This window comes from Microbacterium sp. EG9 (assembly GCF_059759475.1).
The window spans coordinates 1,427,060-1,448,208 of the sequence record NZ_CM186217.1 but is presented as its reverse complement, the minus strand read 5'-3'; the positions used below and the strand labels follow the sequence as shown (position 1 = coordinate 1,448,208).

General features: G+C 70.4%; 20 protein-coding genes and 2 tRNA genes. 15 read left to right on the top strand and 7 right to left on the bottom strand.

Features of this window, described 5'->3' with window-relative positions; translation table 11 throughout:
- Positions 1–14: 14 nt before the first annotated feature.
- Both AC6CQV_RS06770 and AC6CQV_RS06765 read right to left on the bottom strand, forming a co-directional pair.
- On the bottom strand, positions 15–1,661 hold the full coding sequence (locus tag AC6CQV_RS06770; protein WP_498260587.1) for a SulP family inorganic anion transporter: 1,647 nt from the start codon (positions 1,659–1,661) through the stop codon (positions 15–17).
- Complete coding sequence (locus AC6CQV_RS06765; protein ID WP_060958531.1) at positions 1,658–2,032, bottom strand: ArsR/SmtB family transcription factor; 375 nt, start codon at positions 2,030–2,032, stop codon at positions 1,658–1,660. Before AC6CQV_RS06765 ends, AC6CQV_RS06770 begins: the two co-directional genes overlap by 4 nt.
- A gap of 58 nt (positions 2,033–2,090) precedes the next feature.
- Here AC6CQV_RS06765 and AC6CQV_RS06760 point away from each other — a divergent pair, with 58 nt between their 5' ends.
- Genes AC6CQV_RS06760 through AC6CQV_RS06745 form a run of 4 tightly spaced genes read left to right on the top strand, consistent with a single transcriptional unit; the run spans position 2,091 to position 5,884 of the window.
- A complete protein-coding gene (locus AC6CQV_RS06760; protein WP_498260586.1) occupies positions 2,091–2,633 on the top strand; it encodes a ribose-5-phosphate isomerase in 543 nt (180 codons plus the stop codon).
- Complete coding sequence (locus AC6CQV_RS06755) at positions 2,633–3,631, top strand: Fpg/Nei family DNA glycosylase (RefSeq protein WP_498260585.1); 999 nt, start codon at positions 2,633–2,635, stop codon at positions 3,629–3,631. Before AC6CQV_RS06760 ends, AC6CQV_RS06755 begins: the two co-directional genes overlap by 1 nt.
- 37 nt (positions 3,632–3,668) lie before the next feature.
- Positions 3,669–4,382: an FMN-binding negative transcriptional regulator gene (locus tag AC6CQV_RS06750; protein WP_498260584.1), complete on the top strand. Its 714-nt coding sequence runs from the start codon at positions 3,669–3,671 to the stop codon at positions 4,380–4,382.
- A gap of 5 nt (positions 4,383–4,387) precedes the next feature.
- Positions 4,388–5,884: an amidohydrolase gene (locus AC6CQV_RS06745; protein ID WP_498260689.1), complete on the top strand. Its 1,497-nt coding sequence runs from the start codon at positions 4,388–4,390 to the stop codon at positions 5,882–5,884.
- A gap of 67 nt (positions 5,885–5,951) precedes the next feature.
- Here the strand turns inward: AC6CQV_RS06745 and AC6CQV_RS06740 are convergent, their stop codons facing one another.
- Complete coding sequence (locus AC6CQV_RS06740) at positions 5,952–6,437, bottom strand: Dps family protein (protein ID WP_060958536.1); 486 nt, start codon at positions 6,435–6,437, stop codon at positions 5,952–5,954.
- Positions 6,438–6,569: 132 nt separating this feature from the next.
- Here AC6CQV_RS06740 and AC6CQV_RS06735 point away from each other — a divergent pair, with 132 nt between their 5' ends.
- Entirely contained in the window at positions 6,570–7,109 is a 540-nt protein-coding gene (locus AC6CQV_RS06735; RefSeq protein ID WP_498260583.1) for a gamma carbonic anhydrase family protein, read from the top strand.
- 23 nt (positions 7,110–7,132) lie between these two features.
- Here the strand turns inward: AC6CQV_RS06735 and AC6CQV_RS06730 are convergent.
- A tRNA-Gly gene (locus tag AC6CQV_RS06730) sits at positions 7,133–7,206 on the bottom strand.
- Between the two features lie 106 nt (positions 7,207–7,312).
- On the opposite strand from AC6CQV_RS06730, the gene AC6CQV_RS06725 reads away from it, so the two are divergent.
- The 6 genes from AC6CQV_RS06725 to AC6CQV_RS06700 all read left to right on the top strand — a co-directional run bounded on the left by AC6CQV_RS06725 (position 7,313) and on the right by AC6CQV_RS06700 (position 12,438).
- A tRNA-Pro gene (locus AC6CQV_RS06725) sits at positions 7,313–7,386 on the top strand.
- 71 nt (positions 7,387–7,457) lie between these two features.
- The gene (gene tig, locus AC6CQV_RS06720; RefSeq protein ID WP_061781787.1) at positions 7,458–8,936 is read left to right on the top strand and encodes a trigger factor; all 1,479 of its coding nucleotides are present in this window, start codon (positions 7,458–7,460) and stop codon (positions 8,934–8,936) included.
- Between the two features lie 256 nt (positions 8,937–9,192).
- Positions 9,193–9,777 (top strand): ATP-dependent Clp protease proteolytic subunit, encoded by a 585-nt coding sequence (locus AC6CQV_RS06715; RefSeq protein WP_060958539.1) that lies wholly within the window; start codon positions 9,193–9,195, stop codon positions 9,775–9,777.
- A gap of 11 nt (positions 9,778–9,788) precedes the next feature.
- Positions 9,789–10,454: an ATP-dependent Clp protease proteolytic subunit gene (locus tag AC6CQV_RS06710; protein ID WP_060958540.1), complete on the top strand. Its 666-nt coding sequence runs from the start codon at positions 9,789–9,791 to the stop codon at positions 10,452–10,454.
- Positions 10,455–10,612: 158 nt separating this feature from the next.
- Positions 10,613–11,881 (top strand): ATP-dependent Clp protease ATP-binding subunit ClpX, encoded by a 1,269-nt coding sequence (clpX, locus tag AC6CQV_RS06705; protein ID WP_060958541.1) that lies wholly within the window; start codon positions 10,613–10,615, stop codon positions 11,879–11,881.
- Between the two features lie 5 nt (positions 11,882–11,886).
- On the top strand, positions 11,887–12,438 hold the full coding sequence (locus AC6CQV_RS06700) for a hypothetical protein (protein ID WP_498260582.1): 552 nt from the start codon (positions 11,887–11,889) through the stop codon (positions 12,436–12,438).
- Positions 12,439–12,486: 48 nt separating this feature from the next.
- Here the strand turns inward: AC6CQV_RS06700 and AC6CQV_RS06695 are convergent, their stop codons facing one another.
- Positions 12,487–14,544: a M3 family metallopeptidase gene (locus AC6CQV_RS06695; protein ID WP_498260581.1), complete on the bottom strand. Its 2,058-nt coding sequence runs from the start codon at positions 14,542–14,544 to the stop codon at positions 12,487–12,489.
- A 71-nt stretch (positions 14,545–14,615) separates the two neighbouring features.
- Between AC6CQV_RS06695 and AC6CQV_RS06690 the strand changes: the two genes are divergently transcribed.
- The 3 genes from AC6CQV_RS06690 to AC6CQV_RS06680 all read left to right on the top strand — a co-directional run bounded on the left by AC6CQV_RS06690 (position 14,616) and on the right by AC6CQV_RS06680 (position 17,179).
- Positions 14,616–15,236 (top strand): helix-turn-helix domain-containing protein, encoded by a 621-nt coding sequence (locus tag AC6CQV_RS06690; protein ID WP_498260580.1) that lies wholly within the window; start codon positions 14,616–14,618, stop codon positions 15,234–15,236.
- The gene (locus AC6CQV_RS06685) at positions 15,233–16,537 is read left to right on the top strand and encodes an MFS transporter (protein ID WP_498260579.1); all 1,305 of its coding nucleotides are present in this window, start codon (positions 15,233–15,235) and stop codon (positions 16,535–16,537) included. The genes AC6CQV_RS06690 and AC6CQV_RS06685 overlap by 4 nt, the downstream gene beginning before the upstream one ends.
- A 69-nt stretch (positions 16,538–16,606) precedes the next feature.
- Entirely contained in the window at positions 16,607–17,179 is a 573-nt protein-coding gene (locus AC6CQV_RS06680) for a dihydrofolate reductase family protein (RefSeq protein WP_492490732.1), read from the top strand.
- A 15-nt stretch (positions 17,180–17,194) separates the two neighbouring features.
- Here AC6CQV_RS06680 and AC6CQV_RS06675 read toward each other — a convergent pair whose 3' ends face one another.
- A complete protein-coding gene (locus AC6CQV_RS06675; RefSeq protein WP_060958545.1) occupies positions 17,195–17,443 on the bottom strand; it encodes a hypothetical protein in 249 nt (82 codons plus the stop codon).
- A 1-nt stretch (position 17,444) separates the two neighbouring features.
- Complete coding sequence (valS, locus tag AC6CQV_RS06670) at positions 17,445–20,021, bottom strand: valine--tRNA ligase (RefSeq protein ID WP_498260578.1); 2,577 nt, start codon at positions 20,019–20,021, stop codon at positions 17,445–17,447.
- A gap of 272 nt (positions 20,022–20,293) precedes the next feature.
- Here valS and AC6CQV_RS06665 point away from each other — a divergent pair, with 272 nt between their 5' ends.
- Complete coding sequence (locus AC6CQV_RS06665) at positions 20,294–21,121, top strand: endonuclease domain-containing protein (protein WP_498260577.1); 828 nt, start codon at positions 20,294–20,296, stop codon at positions 21,119–21,121.
- Positions 21,122–21,149 lie beyond the last annotated feature (28 nt).

Below are 21,149 nucleotides of genomic sequence, written 5' to 3'. Positions count from 1 at the left end.
GCAACCCACCCAGCCTACGCGCTCGCGGTTTCGCGGCGCACGTGGCTGCGGGCGTGCGCGATGGCGGCCGGCAGCTCGGTGAACAGGTGATTGTGATGACGCAGCGCAGCCAGGACGCCGACCGTGCGGAACAGGTCTTCATGACGCGGCTGCACCCCCTTGATGAGGACGGTGATGCCGCGGCGTTCGAGCGACTGCACGACCTCGCCCAGCATGTGCGCGCCGGTCGCATCCACGAGTTCGAGCTGGCTCATCCGCATGATGACGACGGAGACGCCCCGCACGGCATCGACCTCGGCGAAGATGCGGTCGGACGAGGTGAACGACAGCGGGCCGTCGAAGCGCAGGATCGCGATGCGCTCGTCGCCCGGTTGCGCGTCGCCGCGGAGGTCCTCCCGGCGCACCCGCGACGCGCGCGACATCCCGCGCAGCGCGAAGAAGCCCGCGAAGGCGACCCCGATGAGCACGGCCACGATCAGGTCGAATGAGACGGTGATCACCGCGGTGGCGAGGAACGCGACCGCGTCCGCGCGCGTCGACCGGAGGATCGCCCGTACCGTGTCGGCGTGCACCATCCGCACGGCGGTGACCATGAGTACGCCCGCCAGGGCCGCCATCGGGATCTGGCCGACCGGGCCGGCGGCCACGAGGACGACGACGAGCAGCACGGCGGCATGCGTGACGGCGGCCAGGCGACTGCGCCCTCCGGAGCGGACGTTCACCGCGGTGCGCGCGATGGCGCCGGTGGCCGGCATGCCGCCGAACAGCGACGAGCCGATGGAGGCGAGCCCCTGACCCACGAGCTCACGGTCGGGATCGTAGGGCCCCGTGTCGGCGAGGCTCGCCGCGACCCGGGCCGACAGGAGCGACTCGATCGCCGCGAGGGCGGCGACCGTCACGGCGGGCACGACGAGCGAGCCGAGGGTCGCGGCATCCACCGCGGGCAGAGCCGGGACCGGGAGCGAGGCGGGCAGGGCGCCGATGCGCGCCAGAGGGCTGCCCACGAGCAGGCACACCACGGAGACGACCACGATGCCGACGAGGGAGCCGGGAATCGCCCGGTGCAGCCGCGGTGCGCCGAGCATGCAGACCGCGACGACGACGACCGCGCCCAGCGCCCACAGCGCGTAGCCGGGGTCGAGCCGGGCGAACGACTGCACGGCCGCCACGAGGGCGTTGGAGCTGTGCTCACCGGCGCCCGCCGTGTGGGCCGAGACGAGGGAGGGGATCTGCTGGGCGAAGATGATGACGCCGATGCCGAGCGTGAAGCCCTCGATGACGGGCCAGGGGATGAAGGAGACGGCGCGACCGAGACGCAGGGCTCCCGCCGCGATGACGAGGACGCCGGCCATGAGGTTGACGACGGCCACCGCACCGACGCCGTGGGTGGCGACGATGGGGACGAGCACGACGACCATGGCCCCCGTGGGCCCGGAGACCTGCACGTTCGAGCCGCCGAAGACGGCCGCGATCACCCCGGCGATCACGGCGGTGATCAGGCCCGCCTCGGCGCTGAGGCCGGAGCTGACTCCGAAGCCGAGCGCGAGGGGGAGGGCGACGATCCCGACCGTGAGCCCGGCGAGCAGGTCGCCGCGCCACGTCCGCCCGACCTGCGCGTAGTCGGCGCGGGAGGGCAGCAGCGAGCGCACGCCCGCGCTCATGAGCGGGCGCCCGGCACGGGCAGCGCCGGCAGCGCCTGCGCGTCGAGGAGGAGGTCGCCGTCGGCGCTCAGGATGCCCAGAAGCAGTTCGCGCGCCGCCGAGAGCAGATCGGCGACCTTGGGGTCGGACAGCCGGTAATACACATGACTCGCGCGGCGCTCCGACTCGACCAGACGGTGCCGGCGGAGCACCGAGAGATGCTGCGACAGATGCGAGGCCTCCAGGCCCGTCTGGCGCTGCAGGTCGGCGACGCTCACCTCCGGCGCCCCCGCGAGCAGTTCGAGCAGCCGGATCCGGAACGGGTGGGCGAGTCCTTTGAACAGGTTGGCCTTGACCTCGTACAACGGTCGTTGCGTCTGGGTGAATGGCATGATGGATTCATCATATCGCCGCCGCCGCGCGGTCGCGGCCGTCCCTAGGATGGTGACCATGCGCATCCACATCGCCACCGATCACGCGGGGCTCGAGTTCTCGACGCAGCTGCAGCACCACCTCGCCGAACAGGGCCACGATGTCGTGGACCACGGCCCCATCGAGTACGACCCCCTCGACGACTACCCGGCGTTCTGCATCCGCGCGGCCGAAGCCGTCGTGCGCGACCAGGCCGCGGGCATCGAGACGCTCGGCGTCGTCTTCGGCGGCTCCGGCAACGGCGAGCAGATCGCCGCGAACAAGGTGCGCGGCATCCGCGCTGCCCTCGTCTGGAACCTCGCGACCGCCGAACTCGCCCGCGAGCACAACGACGCCAACGTGATCTCGATCGGTGCGCGCCAGCACACGGTCACCGAGGCCATCGCGTTCATCGACCGCTTCATCGCCACGCCGTTCTCGGGGGAGGAACGGCACGCGCGCCGCATCGCCCAGCTCGCGGCGTTCGAGACCGACGGCTCCCTGCTCCCCGACCCCCGCGCGACGGCCGGCGTCTCGGTCGGTGGGGAGTCGGCCGACGCGTTGGACCCCGAAGCCGGCTGATGCCCGAGGGTCACTCCGTCCACCGCATCGCGCGGCAGTTCGAGCGCAACATCGTCGGCCGCGAGGTCGCCGCATCCAGCCCGCAGGGCCGCTTCGCCGAGGGGGCCGCCGTCATCGACGGGCGCGAAGCCGTCGAGGTGCGCGCCGTCGGCAAGCAGATGTTCCTCGCCTTCGACGGCGACGTCTGGCTGCGGGTGCACCTCGGCATGTACGGCGCGTGGGACTTCGCCGGCGAGATCGAGGTCGATCCGACGATCGCGTCCGCCAACGGCCGGATGGGTCAGACCAACCAGCGCGGCACCGATCTCGACGCCGTCTTCGACGACGCCGGCGAGAACTCGCTGAGCTCGATCGGAGCGCCGCGTCGCACCCGTGTGCACGTGCGGATGAGCGAGCAGACGCGCGGGCTCGAGAGCGCCGACGACGACCAGTGGCCGCCGCCGGTGGTCGGGCAGGTGCGGCTGCGTCTGCTCACCGCCGTGACCTCGGCCGATCTGCGCGGACCGACGGCGTGCGAGCTGCAGACGCCGGACGAGGTGCAGGCGACGATCGCCAAGCTCGGACCCGATCCGCTGGTCGACGACCTCGGCGAGGGCGAAGAGCGTTTCGTGGCGACCGTCCGCCGCAAGCCCACCCCCATCGGGCTGCTGCTGATGGATCAGTCGGTCGTCAGCGGCATCGGCAACGTCTACCGCGCCGAACTCCTCTACCGGGCGCTGCTCGACCCGCACACGCCGGGCAAGCTCGTGCCCGAGGAGGTCGTCCGGGAACTGTGGCGGGATTGGGCCCGCCTGCTCGTGATCGGCGTCGAGACCGGCCAGATGATGACGATGGACGACCTCGACCCGGAGGCGTACCGCCGGGCCATGGCGAGCCGAGACGACCGGCACTGGGTGTATCACCGGGCCGGCCTGCCCTGCCGGATGTGCGGCACGGAGATCGTGCTGGAGGAGATGGGCGCACGCAAGCTGTACTGGTGCCCGAGCTGCCAGAAGTGACGACGGCGGCCCAGGCCGCCGGGGTGGAGGAGAGCGGATGAGACAGAACCCCAGCTTCGCGATGACGGATGTCGGGGAGCTTCGCCGCATCCTCGAGCTGAATCCCTGGATGACGCTGGTCAGCGCCTCCGACGGAGGGCTCGTCGCCTCCCACTACGCCGTCCTGCTGGACGAGGAGCGCGATGACCTCACGGTCGTCGGACACGTCGGCAAGCCCGACGATGCGGTGCACGGGCTGGGGGAGCGCGAACTGCTCATCGTCGCCCAGGGCCCGCACGGCTACATCTCGCCCGGCTGGTATCCGCCGGGGCCCAACGTGCCGACCTGGAACTACGTGGCGGTGCACCTGTCCGGCATCCCCGAGATCCTCACGCCGGAGGAGAACCTGCGCGTGCTCGACCGCCTCGTCGCGCGGTTCGAGAGCGGACTCCCGCAGCCGCGACTGATGTGGCAGCCGCCCAACGACGAGGAGTACGTGCGGCGGCTGGAGAGGGGCACGGTCGGCTTCCGGCTCACGCCGACGCGCGTGGTGGCCAAACGCAAGCTCAGTCAGAACCGGCCGGACGAGACCGTGGACGAGATCGTGGTGCAGCTGGAGGCCGGCAACAGCCCGTACGCCGATCAGCGACTGGCGGGCGAGATGCGCCGTGCCCACGCGGCGATCCGCGCGGGCCGAGCCGCGCAACTCCGCCAGAACACGGCGGCAGACGCCGCAGCTGCACCCCGCAGCGCCGCCGAGGAGGAGTTGTGAGCGGGATGCCCTCGCGCGGCGAGTCGGTCGACGTCATCGCCGACGTGCGCCTCACCGGCGCCGACCGGCTCGACCCGTTCGGAGCGGATGCGGTGGACATCCACCTGTCCCACGGCCGCATCGTCGACATCGCCCCCGCCCGTGCCCTGCCGCGGCAGGGGACAGTCCTCGACGCCGACGGCGGCTGGGTGATCCCCGGCCTCTGGGACCACCACGTCCACACCGTCCAGTGGGCGCTCGTGGCGCAGCGCGAGCCTCTCGGCGACGCGACGTCGGCCGCCGACGCGGCCTCACGGATGGGCCGGGCGGCCGTGCTCGCCGATGGTCGCCGGGTCGGAAGCGGCTTCCGCGACGCACTCTGGGCCGACGAGATGACCCTCGCGGCCCTCGACGCGGCGACCGGGACGGTGCCCACCTACCTCATCAACGCCGACGTGCACAGCGTCTGGCTCAACACCGCCGCCCTCCAGCGTGAGGGCTTCCCCGTCGACGACACGGGTGTGCTCCGCGAGGAGCCCGCCTTCGAGATCTCGCGGCGCCTCAACGCCGCCGACCCCGCGATCGGCGACCGCCTCGTCCGGTCGGCGCTGCAGACGGCGGCGGCGCGCGGCATCGTCGGCGTCGTCGACCTCGACATGGCCTGGAACGCCGAGGCGTGGGCCCGCCGGCTGGATGCCGGTTTCGACACGACCCGCATCCGCTTCGGGATCTATCCCGGGCAGCTGGAGCGCGCGCTCGCCGAGGGCCTGGCCTCCGGCGACGCGCTCGACCCCGCCGGACTCGTGTGCGTCGGCCCGCTGAAGGTCATCACCGACGGCTCACTCGGCACCCGCACCGCCGCATGCTCGCACGCGTACCCGGGCGACCCGCACAACCACGGCGTGCTCACCGTGCCGCCCGATGCCCTGGTCGAGCTGATGGTGCGCGCGACCGGCGGCGGTCTGGAATGCGCCGTCCATGCGATCGGCGACGTCGCGAACTCCCACGCGCTCGACGCGTTCGCCGCCAGCGGCGCCACCGGGACGATCGAGCATGCGCAGCTCGTGGCCCACGCCGATGTTCCGCGCTTCGCGCGCCTGGGCGTGGGCGCGAGCGTTCAGCCGGAGCACGCCATCGACGACCGCGACATCACCGACACGGTCTGGGCGACGCAGACGGGTCTGCCGTACGGGCTGCGCTCGCTCGCCGCCGCCGGCACGAACCTGCTGTTCGGCTCGGACGCGCCCGTCGCGCCGCTTGATCCGTGGGCCGCGATGGCCGCCGCGGTCTTCCGGACCCGCGATGGCCGGCCCGCCTGGCACCCCGAGGAAGGTGTGGATGCCGCGACCGCGCTGGCCGCATCGACGTGGGGCGGATCGCTCTCGGGCTCGGCGCTCTTCCCGGGCGACCGGGCGGATCTCGTGGTCGTCGACCGCGACCCCCTCGGCGCGTCGGAGACCGAGCTGAGGGCGACGGCGGCGCGCGCCACGATGATCGAAGGCCGCCTCACCCACGTCGCGTGAGGCGCCGTGCAACGACGGAAGCCCCGGGCGACAGGCCCGGGGCTTCCGTTCTGCGTCGAAGACGCGGTTACGCGGCGAGGTGAGCCGAGAGGAACCAACGGTCCTTCTCGAGGCCGGCCTTGATCGCGATGGCGACATCCTGGCTGGTGAGGTCGGTCTCGTCGAGCCCGTCGATCGCGGCCTGGACGTCGGCGATGACGGCATCCATGTCGGCGACGACGGCGACGATCTCGTCCTGCCACTGCGCGAAGCCGGCGGGAACGGCGGTGGTGCCGGTCTTCTCGGCCACCGTCGACACGCGGGCGTCGAGCGGCAGGCCGAGGGCGACGATCCGCTCGGCGGCGAGATCGGCGAAGCCCTGAGCGTTGCTGACGACCTGGTCGAGCAGTTCGTGGATCGCGATGAAGTTCGCTCCGCGCACGTTCCAGTGCGCCTGCTTGCCGTTGACGGCGAGAGCCTGCAGGCCGAGCACGACGGGCGTCAGGAACTGGGCGGTGCCGGCGGCCGCCTCGGGGCCGGCAGCGGTCATGGAAATGTTCTGCGTCTTGGTCATGTTCTCGTCTCCGTTCGTCGGGGTTGTCCCCCGTTGCTGTCAACGCTACTCAGCGCCGTTCATTCCGCAAGGAAGAGAAGGCTGGGCTTACGCACGAGCCGTGAATTTGGTAGGGCGACTATCGTCGGCGTCATGACGATCGCCGTAGACGCCTCGATCCTGTCGATTCCCGCCGGTACGCCGCAGGTACACGAGAGCGCGTTCGTCGCGGCCGGCGCGCGCCTGGTCGGCGCCGTGACCCTCGAAGAGGGTGCGAGCGTCTGGTACAACGCCGTCGTCCGCGGCGACAGCGCCGCCATCACGGTGGGAGCCGGAAGCAACCTGCAGGACAACGTCTCGGTCCACGTGGATGCCGGACACTCCGTGGTCATCGGACGCGACGTCTCGGTGGGTCACAACGCGGTCGTGCACGGCTGCCGGATCGGCGACGGCTCGCTCATCGGGATGGGCAGCGTGATCCTGTCGGGCGCGGTCATCGGCTCGGGGTGCCTGATCGCCGGGGGAGCGGTCGTCCTCGAAGGCGCCGTCATCCCCGACGGATCGCTCGTCGCCGGCGTCCCGGCCAAGGTGCGCCGAGAGCTGACCGACGAGGAGAAGGCCGGGATCCTCCGCAACGCCCAGATCTACCGGGCGCATTCGGCATCCCACGCCGCGGCGTCGGACGCGCGGTGAGTGCAGGTCGCGAAGTGAAGCTGTGGAGGGGATGACGGGAATCGAACCCGCACCATCAGTTTGGAAGACTGAGGCTCTACCATTGAGCTACATCCCCGAGGCCGCGCGGAAGCGGCATCCCGAAGAGTCTACAAGGTCTTGTCGGCTAGACTGACCAACGGCCGTTAGACGGCGCACGCGACCTGCAACGGTGAGTGCGCGCCCGGGGCGTAGCTCAGCTTGGTAGAGCGCCCGCTTTGGGAGCGGGAGGCCGCAGGTTCAAATCCTGTCGCCCCGACAGAACGACCCCAAGACCTAAGAAACCACGGACGTGCACGTGCGCGTCCGGACACGAGGAGAACAACAGGCATGGTCACCAGCACCGTCGAGAAGCTCAGCCCGACGCGGGTCAAGCTGCACATCACGGTCACCCCGGACGAGCTCAAGCCGAGCATCTCGCACGCGTACGAGCACATCGCCCAGGACATCCAGATCCCCGGTTTCCGCAAGGGCAAGGTCCCCGCGCCGATCATCGATCAGCGCGTCGGGCGCGGCGCCGTGATCGAGCACGCCGTGAGCGAAGGCCTCGACAACTTCTACCGCGAAGCCGTCACCGCCAACGAGATCCGCATCGTCGGCCGTCCGTCGGCCGAGGTCATCGAGTGGCCCAGCGACAAGGACTTCTCGGGTGACCTCAAGGTCGAGGTCGAGGTGGACGTCCGCCCCGAGTTCGACCTGCCCGCCCTCGACGACGTCACGGTCGAGGTGGATGCCGTCGAGACCGACGACGCCGCCGTCGACGCCGAGCTCGACCGCCTCCGCGGCCGCTTCGGCACCCTCGTGACCGTCGACCGTCCCGCGGCGAAGGGCGACTTCGTCGAGCTCAACCTCGTCGCCACCATCGACGGCGCCGAGATCGACCGCGCCGAGGGCGTCTCGTACGAGGTCGGTTCGGGCGAGCTGCTCGAGGGCATCGACGAGGCCGTCGAGTCGCTCACCGCCGGTGAGGACACGACGTTCCGCAGCAAGCTCGTCGGCGGCGACCACGCCGGCGACGAGGCCGAGGTGTCCGTCACCGTCACCGCCGTGAAGGAGCGCGAGCTTCCCGAGGCCGACGACGACTTCGCCCAGATGGCCAGCGAGTTCGACACCATCGCCGAGCTGCGCGACAGCCTCGTCGAGCGCGTCTCCGAGCAGTCGGTGTACGTCCAGGGCGCCGCGGCGCGCGACAAGCTCATCGAGGCCCTCCTCGCCAAGGTCGAGATCCCCGTTCCCGCGCAGCTCGTCGAGGACGAGGTTCACGCCCACCTCGAGGGCGAGGGACGCCTCGAGGACGACGAGCACCGCGCCGAGGTCACCGAGGCCAGCGAGAAGCAGTTCCGCACCCAGATGATCCTCGACAAGCTCGCCGAGGCGCACGACGTGCAGGTCTCGCAGGAGGAGCTGACCCAGTACCTCATCCAGTCCGCCGCGCAGTACGGCATGGCGCCCCAGGAGTTCGTCGACGCGCTCCAGCAGGGCAACCAGCTCCCGGCGATGGTCGGCGAGGTCGCCCGTAACAAGGCCCTCGCGATCGCGCTCGGCAAGGTGTCGGTCGTCGACACCAACGGCAAGACGGTCAACCTGACCGGCTTCATCGTCGAGGACGAGGCGGAGGCCGAGGAAGAGGTCGTCGCCGAGGCGCAGGAGATCGCCGACGAGGCCGCCGACGCCGAGGCGAAGCCCGCCAAGAAGGCCCCGGCCCGCAAGCCGGCCGCCAAGAAGGCCGACGCGGATGCCGCCGAGAAGCCGGCTGCGAAGAAGCCCGCCGCCAAGAAGGCTCCGGCCAAGAAGGCGGACGCCGAGTAAAGCTCGCGGCGCGGAGCGTTTCGACTCGCTGCGCTCGCTCAACGACGGGGCGCGGCGGGGGAGCGTTCGACGCGCTCCGCTCGCTCAACGACCGGGTACCCCGGTGCGGAGGGTCGGATGCCACGGCATCCGACCCTTCGTCGTCCCCGAGACGGCGCGCCCGACACGGTGCTCCGCCGACGGCGAACACGGGCGAGGCGGACGGCGCGCGCAGATAGATTCAATGGCGTACGGAAACCCGGAATCAGGAGTATCCATGGCTGAACCACTTGTCGCTACGAGCGTCTTCGACAGGCTGCTGAGAGACCGCATCATCTGGCTCGGGTCGGAGGTGCGTGACGAGAACGCGAACGAGATCTGCGCCAAGATCCTGCTCCTCGCGGCCGAGGACAGCGAGAAGGACATCTACCTCTACATCAACTCGCCCGGCGGATCGATCACGGCCGGCATGGCGATCTACGACACGATGCAGTTCGTGCCGAACGACATCGTCACCGTCGGCATCGGCATGGCCGCATCGATGGGCCAGCTGCTGCTCACCGCCGGCACGAAGGGCAAGCGCTACATCACGCCCAACGCTCGTGTGCTGCTGCACCAGCCCCACGGCGGCTTCGGCGGAACCGCGAGCGACATCCAGACCCAGGCGCAGCTCATCCTCGACATGAAGAAGCGTCTCGCGGAGATCACGGCGGCGCAGACGGGCAAGTCCGTCGAGCAGGTCAACGCCGACGGCGACCGCGACCGCTGGTTCTCCGCCGAGGAGGCCCTCGCCTACGGCTTCGTCGACCACATCCGCGAATCGGCCACCGATGTCATCGGCGGCGGCGGCACCAAGAACTGAAGGACCCGATCATGAACATGCCCACCGCCGGCATCCCGCAGGGCTTCCAGATGCCCTCCAGCCGCTACATCCTGCCCCAGTTCGAGGAGCGCACCGCCTACGGCTACAAGCGCCAGGACCCGTACAACAAGCTGTTCGAAGACCGCGTGATCTTCCTCGGCGTGCAGGTCGACGACGCCTCGGCCGACGACGTCATGGCTCAGTTGCTCGTTCTCGAGTCTCAGGACCCCGACCGCGACATCGTCATGTACATCAACTCGCCGGGCGGCTCGTTCACGGCCATGACCGCGATCTACGACACCATGCAGTACGTGTCGCCGCAGATCCAGACCGTCGTACTGGGCCAGGCCGCCTCGGCCGCCTCGGTGCTGCTGGCCGCCGGCGCCCCCGGCAAGCGCCTCGCACTGCCGAACGCCCGCATCCTGATGCACCAGCCCGCCGTCGGCGAGGCCGGACACGGCCAGGCGTCGGACATCGAGATCCAGGCCGCGGAGATCATGCGCATGCGCACGTGGCTGGAGGAGACGATGGCCCGGCACACCAACCGCACGCAGGAGCAGGTCAACAAGGACATCGACCGCGACAAGATCCTCTCGGCGTCCGAGGCGCTCGAGTACGGCATCGTCGACCAGGTGCTGACCTCGCGCAAGCGGGTTCCCGCGGCGCTGACCGCCTGATCCCGCGGCCTCTGCCGATCGAGGCCCCGTCGTCCCGCCGACGACGGGGCCTCGTCATACGTCGAGACGTTCACTTCCGTGTCGCAATCCGCCGAGATGTCGGTCTCAGCGGTTAGGCTCGAAACGCATCCCTGAGAGTTTTCTGGAGGAGGGGCATCATGGCTCGCATCGGTGAGAGCGCCGACCTGTTCAAATGCTCCTTCTGCGGCAAGAGCCAGAAGCAAGTGCAGCAGCTGATCGCCGGTCCCGGCGTGTACATCTGCGACGAGTGCGTCGAGCTGTGCAACGAGATCATCGAAGAGCGCATGGCGGAGTCTTCCGACGGCGTCGTCAGCGACTTCGACCTCCCCAAGCCGCGCGAGATCTTCTCGTTCCTCGAGGAGTACGTCGTCGGCCAGGATGCCGCCAAGAAGGCGCTCTCGGTCGCCGTCTACAACCACTACAAGCGCGTCCGCGCCCACGGCACCCTGCAGAGCGCCGAGCAGCGGGCCGATGAGGTCGAGATCGCGAAGAGCAACATCCTGCTCCTCGGTCCCACCGGATGCGGCAAGACCTATCTGGCGCAGACCCTCGCGAAGCGGTTGAACGTCCCCTTCGCGGTGGCCGACGCGACGGCACTGACCGAGGCGGGCTACGTCGGCGAAGACGTCGAGAACATCCTCCTGAAGCTTCTGCAGGCCGCCGACTTCGACGTCAAGCGGGCCGAGACGGGCATCATCTACATCGACGAGGTCGACAAGATCGCCCGGAAGGCCGAGAACCCCTCCATCACCCGCGACGTGTCGGGCGAGGGCGTCCAGCAGGCGCTGCTGAAGATCCTCGAGGGGACCGTGGCCTCGGTGCCCCCGCAGGGCGGCCGCAAGCATCCCCACCAGGAGTTCATCCAGATCGACACGACGAACGTGCTGTTCATCGTGGCCGGTGCGTTCGCCGGTCTCGAGGACATCATCTCGTCGCGGGTGGGCAAGCACGGCGTCGGCTTCGGCGCCCCCCTGCAGGAGAAGGGCAAGGAGCTCGACCTGTTCAGCGAGGTCGAGCCGGAGGACCTGCACAAGTTCGGCCTGATCCCCGAGTTCATCGGTCGCCTGCCCGTGGTCACCTCCGTCGCTCCACTGGACCAGACCGCGCTGATCGAGATCCTCACCGGACCGAAGAACGCGTTCGTCAAGCAGTACCAGCGCATGTTCGAGCTCGACGGCGCCGAGCTCGAGTTCGAGGAGGACGCGCTCCGCGCGATCGCCGATCTCGCCGTGGCCCGCAAGACCGGCGCCCGCGGCCTGCGCGCGATCCTCGAGGACGTCCTCGGTCCGATCATGTTCGAGATCCCCTCGACAGAAGACGTCGCCAAGGTGATCGTCACCCGCGCCGCCGTGACCGAAGGTGCTCCGCCGACCCTCGTGCTGGAGCACAAGCGCAAGAGCGCCTGACCCCGGTGACGGCACCGGATCCGGCCCGCCCGCCGCAGAGCACGGGTCTTCGCGTCCTCCGCATCGCACTCGCGACGATCATGGCCGCCCTCATCGTCGCCGGCGTCGGCGCCGTGACCTTCATGCACGCCTTCGGACCGCGCGACGGGGAGTCGATCGCGCACGATCGTGTGGATGCCGCGGCGCGTGCGCTCGAACACCGCCTGTCGGCGCCCCACACGGCCACGGATGCCGAGACTCTCGCCGCCACGCAGTTCGGCGACATCGGGGGCGCCCACATCGACCCCTACGCCTGGCGCGGCACGACCTCCGACGCGGACGGCGCCCGCGTCGACGTCGCGATCCGTGTGGACGTCGGCTCCCAGCCGTCGAGGGAGCTGTTCCAGCCCGGGGTCGCGGCGGGCAGCGCTCAGGAGTGCTTCCGCTTCCACGTGCGGGAGAGCCGCGCGTGGTACCGCCCGATCGACTGCCCCGCCAGCATCCCCCCGGCGACCCCGTCCGCATCGCCGACCGCTTCGGTGTCTCCGGCGCCGGCGACACCGACGTCCACCCCGTGATGTGCGGGCGGCCGGGGCACGGTGCCCGGCCGCCCGCACGCACGCGCGTCAGCCGGCGAGACCCCGGCGGGCGAGCAGCGGCGCGATGACCGCGTCACGACCGCGGAAGTCCCGGTAGGCCTCGAGCGGATCCTTCGAGCCTCCGACGCCCAGCAGACGCTCGCGGAAGCGGTCGCCTCCGGCACGCGTGAGCCCGCCGTTCTCCTTGAACCACTCGACGGTGTCGGCGTCGAGCACCTCGCTCCAGATGTACGAGTAGTAGCCGGCGCTGTACCCGCCCGAGAAGACGTGGGCGAAGTAGGTGGAGGAGTAGCGGGTGGGGACGACGGGGTTGTCCAGACCGATGTCCGCGAGGGCGGAGGCCTCGAAGCCCGCCACGTCCTCGACGGCGTCCGCGGCCGCGAGGTCGAGGGAGTGCCAGGCCTGATCGAGCCAGGCGGCGGCGAGGTACTCACTGGTCGCAAAGCCCTGGTTGAAGGCTTCGGAGGCGTGGAGCTTGTCGACGACGTCCTGGGGGAGCGGCTCGCCCGTGTCCACGTGCCGAGCGTAGGCCGAGAGGATCTCGGGCCAGAGGATCCACATCTCGTTCACCTGGCTCGGGAACTCCACGAAGTCGCGGAAGACCGCCGTCCCCGCGAAGTGGGGGAAGGTGACGGTCGCGAACAGGCCGTGCAGCGCGTGGCCGAATTCATGGAAGAGTGTGGTGACCTCGTCGAGGGTCAGCAGCGTCGGCATCCCCGGGGCGGGCTTGGGCACATTGAGGTTGTTGACGACGATGGGACGCGTGCCGCGCAGACGCGACTGCGTGACGATGGAGTTCATCCACGCACCGCCCCGCTTGGTGTCGCGCGTGTACAGATCGAACAGGAACAGCCCCAGCTCCGACCCGTCGGCATTGTGGACCTCGAAGACCCGCACGTCGGGGTGGTACGCGGGAAGGTCGGGGCGCTCGGTGAACGTGATGCCGTACAGGGCCGTGGCCGCATGGAACACGCCGTCGATGAGGACCCGTTCGGCCTCGAACCACGGACGCAGCGCGGTGCGGTCGAGGTCATACTCGGCCGCCCGCACCCGCTCGGTGTAGAAGGCCCAGTCGTGCGCCTCGAGCGGGAAGGGTGCGGACTCGGCATCCACCATCGCCTGCAGCGCCGCCTGCTCGGAGCGGGCGTTCGCCGCCGCCGGCGCCGCCAGCTCCCGCAGCAGCGCGTGCACGGCTTCGGGCGAGCCCGCGGTCTCGTCGCTCGTGACGTAGGCCGCGTGGTTCTCGTAGCCCAGCAGCGCCGCCCGCTGGGCACGCAGGCGCACGATCCGGCGTAGCACGTCGCGGTTGTCGTGGGCGTTTCCCCGAGACCCCCGGGCGCGCGATGCCTCCAGCAGCCGGCGACGGCTGTCGCGCCGGGTGAGGCTGGACAGATAGGGATGCCCGGTGAACAGCGTGAGCGTCACGACATACCGCCCGGGGAGGCCGCGATCCACCGCGTTCTGCGCGGCGGCGGACAGCTCGCCGTCGGTGAGACCGTCGAGCTCGTCCGCGTCGTCGAAGACCACCGCGAGCTCGTTCGTGTCGGCCAGGAGGTTCTTCTCGAACGTCGTCGTCAGCACCGAGAGGTGCTGGTTCAGCGCGGTGAGCTGCGCCTTCTGGGCATCGTCCAGGCCGGCGCCGGCGTGCGTCATCTCGCGGAACCGGCGTTCCACGAGATAGCGCTCCTCCGGTGACAGGTCGAGGCCCTCGCGGCTCTCGTACACGGCGCGCACGCGCGCGTAGAGGGCGCTGTCCAGCTGCACGGCATCGTGGTGCGCGGCCATCAGCGGCGCCAGGGTCTCTTCGATCTGCTGGATCTCGGGCGTCGCGTCGGCGGAGGAGACGGTGTAGAAGGTCCGCGAGACCTGACCGAGCAGGTCGCCGGCACGCTCGAGCGCGACGATCGTGTTCTCGAACGTCGGGGCGGACTCATCGCCGATGATCGCGTCGATCTCCGCACGGTGGCGGGCGAACGCCTCGGTGAAGGCGGGGAGGTAGTGCGCGGGCGAGATCGAGGGGTAGTCGGGGAGTCCGTAGGGCAGGGAGGAGGGCGTCAGCAGGGGGTGGGGATCGACGTCGGTCATGACACCAGCGTAGGCCGCTTCCGTGCAAAGATTCCCTTGCAAAGCATTCTTTGCAACGCTATCTTTGCAACATGACCACAGACGACGCGGCCCCTGCCGTCGCGAACGTGCGCGAGGAGGAGCGCCGGCTCGATGCCGGAGCCCTGCGCGCGCTCGCGCACCCGCTCCGCATCGAGATCTACGACATCCTCAACCAGTACGGCCCCCAGACGGCGAGCTCCCTGGCGGCGATGACGGGGGAGTCCTCCGGCGCGACCAGCTATCACCTGCGCGCCCTCGCGAAGCACGATCTCATCCGCGAGGTCAGCGACCGCGGCACGGGGCGGGAGCGCTGGTGGGAGCGCCCCAAGGGCGGCATCTCCTTCACGAACCCGGAGGCGATGAAGACGCCCGCGGGCAAGGCCGCGACCCAGCTCGTCATGAGCGAGTTCCTCACCCGCCGCCATCAGCAGCTGATGCGCTACGTCAACGAGACGCTCATCTCCGCCGAGAGTCTCGACGAGGCCGAGGCCATGATCGCCACCTCCACGCTGCGGCTCACGTCCGCGCAGATGGAGGCCTTGGCGACCGAGATCCACGAGGTCGTGCTGCGCTACGTCGATCTCTACCGCGACCAGACCGGCGAGGGCCTGCGCCCGGTCAGCATCCGTACCGACCTGTTCCCCCTCCCCGACGAAGGACTCAGCTCATGACCGTTCCCACCGCTTCTCCGGATGCCGCCGCGCCGGCATCCGCACCGGACGTGCCCGTGCACAAGCGTCCGCTGGGCCGGGGCTTCCGCACCCTCTGGTCGGCCGCCGTCTTCAGCAACCTCGCCGACGGCATCGGCCGCACGGCCGTGCCGCTGGTCGCCATCACGCTCAGCTCCGACCCCCTGGTGATCTCGGTGCTGACCGCGCTCGCCTTCCTGCCGTGGCTGGTCTTCGGGTTGCCGGCCGGCATGATCGTCGACCGGCTCGACCGTCGCTACGTCATGGCGCTGGCCAACGTGATCCGCGGCGGCGTCGCGCTGTGGCTCGCGATCCTCGGCGCCTCCGGAGGACTCACCCTCTGGGCGTTGTTCGCCGCGACCCTGATCTTCGGCCTCGGCGAGACCCTGTTCGACAACGCCACGAACGCGGTCATTCCCGGTGTCGTGGAGCGGGATCAGCTGGATCGCGCCAACGGGTGGGTCCAAGCCGCCCAGGTCACCGTGGACAGCTTCATCGCGACGCCGATCTCGGGTGTGCTGTTCGCCGTCTCGCTCGCCCTTCCGCTGTGGATCGGCTCGGCGGGCTACCTCGTGCCGGTCGTGCTCGCCCTGCTGCTGCCGCCGCTGTCGGCGGCGCGCTCGCTCCGCGGCGACACGGCCGCGACCGCCACCGCGGACACGACACCCGCGCCGCGGACCGGCACGCGCGACGCCCTCGCCTATCTCTGGCACCACCGGTATCTGCGCACCATGGTGATGTTCACGGCCTTCACCGGGAGCGCCCTCGCCTTCGCGCAGGCCGTCCTCGTGCTGTTCTTCATCGACGCCATGGCCGTGCCCGCGGCCGCGATCGGATTCGTCACGGCGGGCATCGGCGTCGGCGCCCTCTGCGGCTCCCTCGTCTCACCGCGCCTGGTCGCGCGCTGGGGTCGCGGGCCGGTGATGTTCTGGGCGATCTTCAGCGGCGGCATCGCCATGCTCCTCACGGGGCTCGCTCCGTCGATCTGGACCGCCATCATCGCGTTCGCCCTCGCGGCGTGCGCCGTGTCGATCTGGAACGTGCCGTGGGGCAGTCTCCGCCAGCAGATCGTGCCCCCCGAGATCTTCGGCCGCGTGCTCGGAGTGGCTCGCACCGTGACGTGGGGGCTGTTCCCGATCGCGACGATCCTCGGCGGCCTGGTCGCCCGCGTCGATCTGCGTCTGCCGTTCCTCGTGGGCGGCGCCGCGACGGCCATCGTCGCCCTCCTCGGCGTGCGGCTGCTCATCGTGGGAACCCGCGAGGCGGGAGCCGAACTGCCGTGAGACGGGCGCGGCCCCCGCGTCGGAGGGGCGTGGGTGTCGGTGTCGGTGACCGCCGCTAGCGTCGTCGGCATGGCACGAATCATCTACGACACCGCCGCCTCGCTCGACGGGTTCATCGCCGACGCCGACAACGCGCTCGCGTGGCTGTTCGCCGCGGCGGGTGACGCGGAACCCGACCCGGAGCTGCTGCCGTCGGATGCGGGGGTTCTCGTGGAGGGATCGACCACCTACGAGTGGGTGCTCGCCGCCGAAGACCTGCTCTCGCACCCCGAACGCTGGCAACAGCTCTACGCGGACAAGCCGACCTTCGTCTTCACCACGCGTGCACTCCCGGTCCCCGTCGGTGCGGACGTCACCCTGGTGTCCGGCTCGGTCGCCGAGGCGCTGCCGCAGATCCGGGCGGCCGCAGGCGATCGCGACATCTGGGTCGTCGGCGGCGGCGACCTGGCCGGCCAGTTCTTCGACGCCGGCGCCCTCGACGAGATCGCCGTGTCGATCGCACCCGTGACACTCGGCGGCGGCGCGCCGGTGCTGCCGCGACGCATCGAGTCCGACCGCCTCACCCTGCGCCGTGCCGACGCGGTCGGTCCGTTCGCCCGCCTCGTCTACCGCGTCGAGGCCGCGGCCGGGCACACCGACTGACGGCCGTTCCCGCACTCAGGCGAAGTCGTCCTCGTCGTCGTGCCGCACGACCACCTCGCCGGATGCCGTGGCCTCCACGATCACACCGGTGTCGAGTTCCGCGATCGGGCGGCCTTCGAGGAACGTGAGGGTCCACCGCGGACGCGGCTGTCCCAGCTCGTCGCGGGGGAGCGCACGATCGACGGCGTGGATCTGCCCTCGCAGCACCGCCGGAACGGCCGCGGGAGGCTCGTCGCCGCTCGTCCATCGGGTTCCGAGCTGCATCTCAGGCCTCCGGCGCGAGCTCGACGGCATCCACGACGAGGGCCTCGCCGCCGCCGACCAGCTGCAGGTCGGAGATCCGACCGACGGCCTTGAGATCGCCCTCGGCGAGGCGCAGCGCGGCGATCGTCGCGTCATCCCCGCGCAGGACGAGGCGCGCGACCGGCGTCTTCTGCGACGCCTTGGCCTCCGTCTTCGCACGGCGGATGCCGATGAGCGCGGCGCTCGCGGCGACGAGGATCGCGGGGTCGCCGTCGATGCCCGCCGGCTCCGGCCAGGGCGCGGTGTGCACCGAACCGTCCTCGAACCACGACCACGCCTCCTCCGCGGCGAACGCGAGCACCGGCGCGAGCAGGCGCAGCAGCGTCGAGAGGGCCAGCCGCAGTGCGAGCGCGGCCGAAGCCTGGCCCACATCGGTCTGGTTGTAGGCGCGCTCCTTCACGAGCTCGAGGTAGTCGTCGCAGAAGGTCCAGAAGAAGGCCTCGGTGATCTCCAGCGCGCGGGCGTGGTCGTAGGCCTCGAACGCCTTCGTCGCGTCGCGCACGACCTGGTCGAGCGTCGCGAGCATCGCGGCATCCAGGGCGTGCGTCACCTCGGCGCCCGCGGGCACGGGGAACGACAGCACGAACTTCGCCGCGTTCAGGACCTTGATCGCGAGCCGACGGCCGATCTTGACCTGCGTCGGGTTCTGGGGGTCGAAGGCGGCGTCGGCGCCCAGCCGGCTCGAGGCCGCCCAGTAGCGCACCGCGTCGGTGCCGTGCTGATCGAGGATGTCGGCCGGCGTGACGACGTTGCCCTTCGACTTCGACATCTTCTTGCGGTCGGGATCGACGATGAAGCCGCTGATGGCGGCATCCGTCCACGGAGCCCTGTCGTCCTCGAGCGCGGAGCGCACCATCGTGGAGAACAGCCACGTGCGGATGATGTCCTGTCCCTGCGGGCGCAGGTCGAACGGCGCGACGAGGTTCCACAGCTCGTCGTCGCGCTGCCACCCGCCCGCGAGCTGCGGCGTGAGCGACGACGTGGCCCACGTGTCGAAGATGTCCTTCTCGCCCTCGAAGCCGCCGGGGACGCCGCGCTGAGCCTCCGTGAACCCGGGCGGCACGTCGGTCGTCGGATCCACCGGCAGGCTCGCTGCCGCGGCGGTGATCACGCCACCCTCGACGCGGTCGCCGTTCTCGTCCAGCGGGTACCAGACCGGGATCGGCACGCCGAAGAAACGCTGACGGCTGATGAGCCAGTCTCCGGTGAGGCCGTTGGTCCAGTTCTCGTAGCGCACGCGCATGAAGTCGGGATGCCAGTTCATGCCCTGGCCGAGCGCGATGAGCTTGTCGCGGAACGCCTCGTCGCGGGCGCCGTTTCGCAGGTACCACTGGCGCGTCGAGACGATCTCGAGGGCGCGGTCGCCCTTCTCGTAGAACTTCACCGGGTGGCTGAACGGGGTCGAGACCTCGAGCAGCTCGCCCGACGCCTCGAGGAGCTCGACCATCTTCTTCTTCGCGCTGAAGACCGTGAGGCCGGCGATCTCGGCGTACGCGCGCTTGGCGGCATCCGTCACGAGCGCGTCGGGCGCCTCGGCGAGGATGCGGCCGTCCTGGCCGAGGATCGTGCGGTTGGGCAGGTCGAGTTCGCGCCACCAGATGATGTCGGTGACGTCGCCGAAGGTGCAGACCATCGCGATGCCCGAGCCCTTGTCCTGCTGCGCGAGGGGATGGGCGAGCACCGGGACCTCGACGCCGAAGACGGGCGTGCGCACCGTCGTGCCGAAGTACGGCTGGTAGCGCTCGTCCGCGGGGTTCGCGACGAGCGCGACGCACGCGGCGAGGAGCTCGGGGCGGGTGGTCTCGATGTGGATGTCGCCCGAGCCGTCGCCCTTGTGGAAGGCGAGGCGGTGGTAGGAGGCCTGCTGCTCGCGGTCCTCCAGCTCGGCCTGCGCGATCGCCGAGCGGAAGTCGATGTCCCACAGCGTCGGCGCGAGCGCCTGATAGGCCTCTCCGCGCTCGAGGTTGCGCAGGAACGCGAGCTGGCTCGTGCGGATCGTGTCGTCGGAGATCGTGCGGTAGGTCTGCGTCCAGTCCACCGACAGTCCGAGCTGGCGGAAGACGTCCTCGAACGCCTTCTCGTCCTCCAGGGTCAGCTCTTCGCAGAGCTCGATGAAGTTGCGACGGCTGATGGGCACCTGGTCGGCGGGCTTGAGGCTCTTCGCGTCGCCGCGGAACGGGGGAGTGAAGTCGGGGTCGTAGGGCAGCGACGTGTCGCAGCGGACGCCGTAGAAGTTCTGCACGCGGCGCTCGGTCGGCAGACCGTTGTCGTCCCAGCCCATCGGGTAGAAGACGGTCTTGCCGCGCATGCGCTCGAAGCGCACCTTCACGTCGGTGTGCGTGTAGCTGAACACGTGGCCGATGTGCAGCGATCCGGATGCGGTCGGCGGCGGCGTGTCGATCGAGAAGACTCCGGCACGGCCCTTGGCCTTGGCGGCGTCGCGGTCGAACAGGTAGGTGCCGGCCGCGCTCCACGCGGCATCCCACTTCTGCTCGAGGCCTTCCAGGGCGGGCTTGTCGGGAATCTGCGCGTTCGACATGGAGGTCTCCTCGAGCGATATGTGCGGCACTGTGTGAGCGTGCCTGAGTGTGGATGTCCGCCCAGTCTACCGGCCGAGTGCGGATGCCGAGGAGCTGGCGGATGCCGAGGAGCTTGCACCGGCATCCCGTCCTCGGTTCTCGACATCTCCTCGGGATCGGGCGGTGTCCGGCCGCGCCGCCGGCCCCTCCACTAGCCCCGCGGACCGCACCGATCGTCCACGGAGGCGTCTACGGCGCCACCTGAGGCGCCGCACCGCGGCACGGTGGTCGCATGGGGATCGAAGACGACGTGCGCGGTGCGGGCGGCATCGTGCGCGTGCGGCGGCTGCGCGAACGCGGCTGGAGCGAGCGGCAGCTGCGCGCGGCCGTCGAGACCCGACGACTGTCGCGTCCGCGCAAGGGCTGGGTCGCGCTCCCCGACGCGGACCCACATCTCACGGCGGCGGCCCGCGCCGGGGTGGTGATCTCGTGCGTGACCCAAGCAGAACGACTCGGCCCGTGGCTGCTCGAACGCACCGCCCAGCCGCACGTGGCGGCGTCGCCGCGATCGGGCGCGGTCCGCGCGCCCCGCGCGCACGTGCACTGGGCGCAGCCGATCGTGCCCCGACATCCCGACGCCCTCGTCGACGAGATCGAGAACGTCCTGGCTCTCGTCGCGCAGTGCCTCCCGTTCGAGGAGGCGCTGATCGTGTGGGAATCGGCACTCGACCACAAGCTCGTGACGCTCGACGAGCTCCGCCGCCTGCCCTTTCGCGGCGCCGCCCGGGAACTGCTCGATCGGGCGAGTCCGTACTCGGGATCGGGACTCGAGACCCTCTTCATGGCTCGCCTGAGCTGGCTGGGCGTGCCGATCGTTCCGCAGGTGTGGATCGCCGGCCACCGCGTGGATTTCCTCATCGGCGCACGGCTGGTGTTCCAGATCGACGGCGGAACGCACGTCGGCGCGCAGCGCACGAGCGATATCGCCCACGACGCCGAGCTCATGCTGCTCGGCTATCACGTCATCCGTGTCGGCTACGGCCAGATCGTCCACCGCTGGCACGAGGTGCAGGCGCTGGTCATGAGGGCGGTCGCGCAAGGGCTGCACATCGCCCGCTGAGCGCACCACCCGGACGCCGGTCCCTCGC

Excerpts from the sequence above, each read along its gene's own strand:
- AC6CQV_RS06770 (WP_498260587.1), bottom strand. The coding sequence starts at position 1,661 with ATGAGCGCGGGCGTGCGCTCGCTGCTGCCCTCCCGCGCCGACTACGCG.
- AC6CQV_RS06765 (WP_060958531.1), bottom strand. The coding sequence starts at position 2,032 with ATGCCATTCACCCAGACGCAACGACCGTTGTACGAGGTCAAGGCCAAC.
- AC6CQV_RS06760 (WP_498260586.1), top strand. The coding sequence starts at position 2,091 with ATGCGCATCCACATCGCCACCGATCACGCGGGGCTCGAGTTCTCGACG.
- AC6CQV_RS06755 (WP_498260585.1), top strand. The coding sequence starts at position 2,633 with ATGCCCGAGGGTCACTCCGTCCACCGCATCGCGCGGCAGTTCGAGCGC.
- AC6CQV_RS06750 (WP_498260584.1), top strand. The coding sequence starts at position 3,669 with ATGAGACAGAACCCCAGCTTCGCGATGACGGATGTCGGGGAGCTTCGC.
- AC6CQV_RS06745 (WP_498260689.1), top strand. The coding sequence starts at position 4,388 with ATGCCCTCGCGCGGCGAGTCGGTCGACGTCATCGCCGACGTGCGCCTC.
- AC6CQV_RS06740 (WP_060958536.1), bottom strand. The coding sequence starts at position 6,437 with ATGACCAAGACGCAGAACATTTCCATGACCGCTGCCGGCCCCGAGGCG.
- AC6CQV_RS06735 (WP_498260583.1), top strand. The coding sequence starts at position 6,570 with ATGACGATCGCCGTAGACGCCTCGATCCTGTCGATTCCCGCCGGTACG.
- tig (WP_061781787.1), top strand. The coding sequence starts at position 7,458 with ATGGTCACCAGCACCGTCGAGAAGCTCAGCCCGACGCGGGTCAAGCTG.
- AC6CQV_RS06715 (WP_060958539.1), top strand. The coding sequence starts at position 9,193 with ATGGCTGAACCACTTGTCGCTACGAGCGTCTTCGACAGGCTGCTGAGA.
- AC6CQV_RS06710 (WP_060958540.1), top strand. The coding sequence starts at position 9,789 with ATGAACATGCCCACCGCCGGCATCCCGCAGGGCTTCCAGATGCCCTCC.
- clpX (WP_060958541.1), top strand. The coding sequence starts at position 10,613 with ATGGCTCGCATCGGTGAGAGCGCCGACCTGTTCAAATGCTCCTTCTGC.
- AC6CQV_RS06695 (WP_498260581.1), bottom strand. The coding sequence starts at position 14,544 with ATGACCGACGTCGATCCCCACCCCCTGCTGACGCCCTCCTCCCTGCCC.
- AC6CQV_RS06690 (WP_498260580.1), top strand. The coding sequence starts at position 14,616 with ATGACCACAGACGACGCGGCCCCTGCCGTCGCGAACGTGCGCGAGGAG.
- AC6CQV_RS06685 (WP_498260579.1), top strand. The coding sequence starts at position 15,233 with ATGACCGTTCCCACCGCTTCTCCGGATGCCGCCGCGCCGGCATCCGCA.
- AC6CQV_RS06680 (WP_492490732.1), top strand. The coding sequence starts at position 16,607 with ATGGCACGAATCATCTACGACACCGCCGCCTCGCTCGACGGGTTCATC.
- AC6CQV_RS06675 (WP_060958545.1), bottom strand. The coding sequence starts at position 17,443 with ATGCAGCTCGGAACCCGATGGACGAGCGGCGACGAGCCTCCCGCGGCC.
- valS (WP_498260578.1), bottom strand. The coding sequence starts at position 20,021 with ATGTCGAACGCGCAGATTCCCGACAAGCCCGCCCTGGAAGGCCTCGAG.
- AC6CQV_RS06665 (WP_498260577.1), top strand. The coding sequence starts at position 20,294 with ATGGGGATCGAAGACGACGTGCGCGGTGCGGGCGGCATCGTGCGCGTG.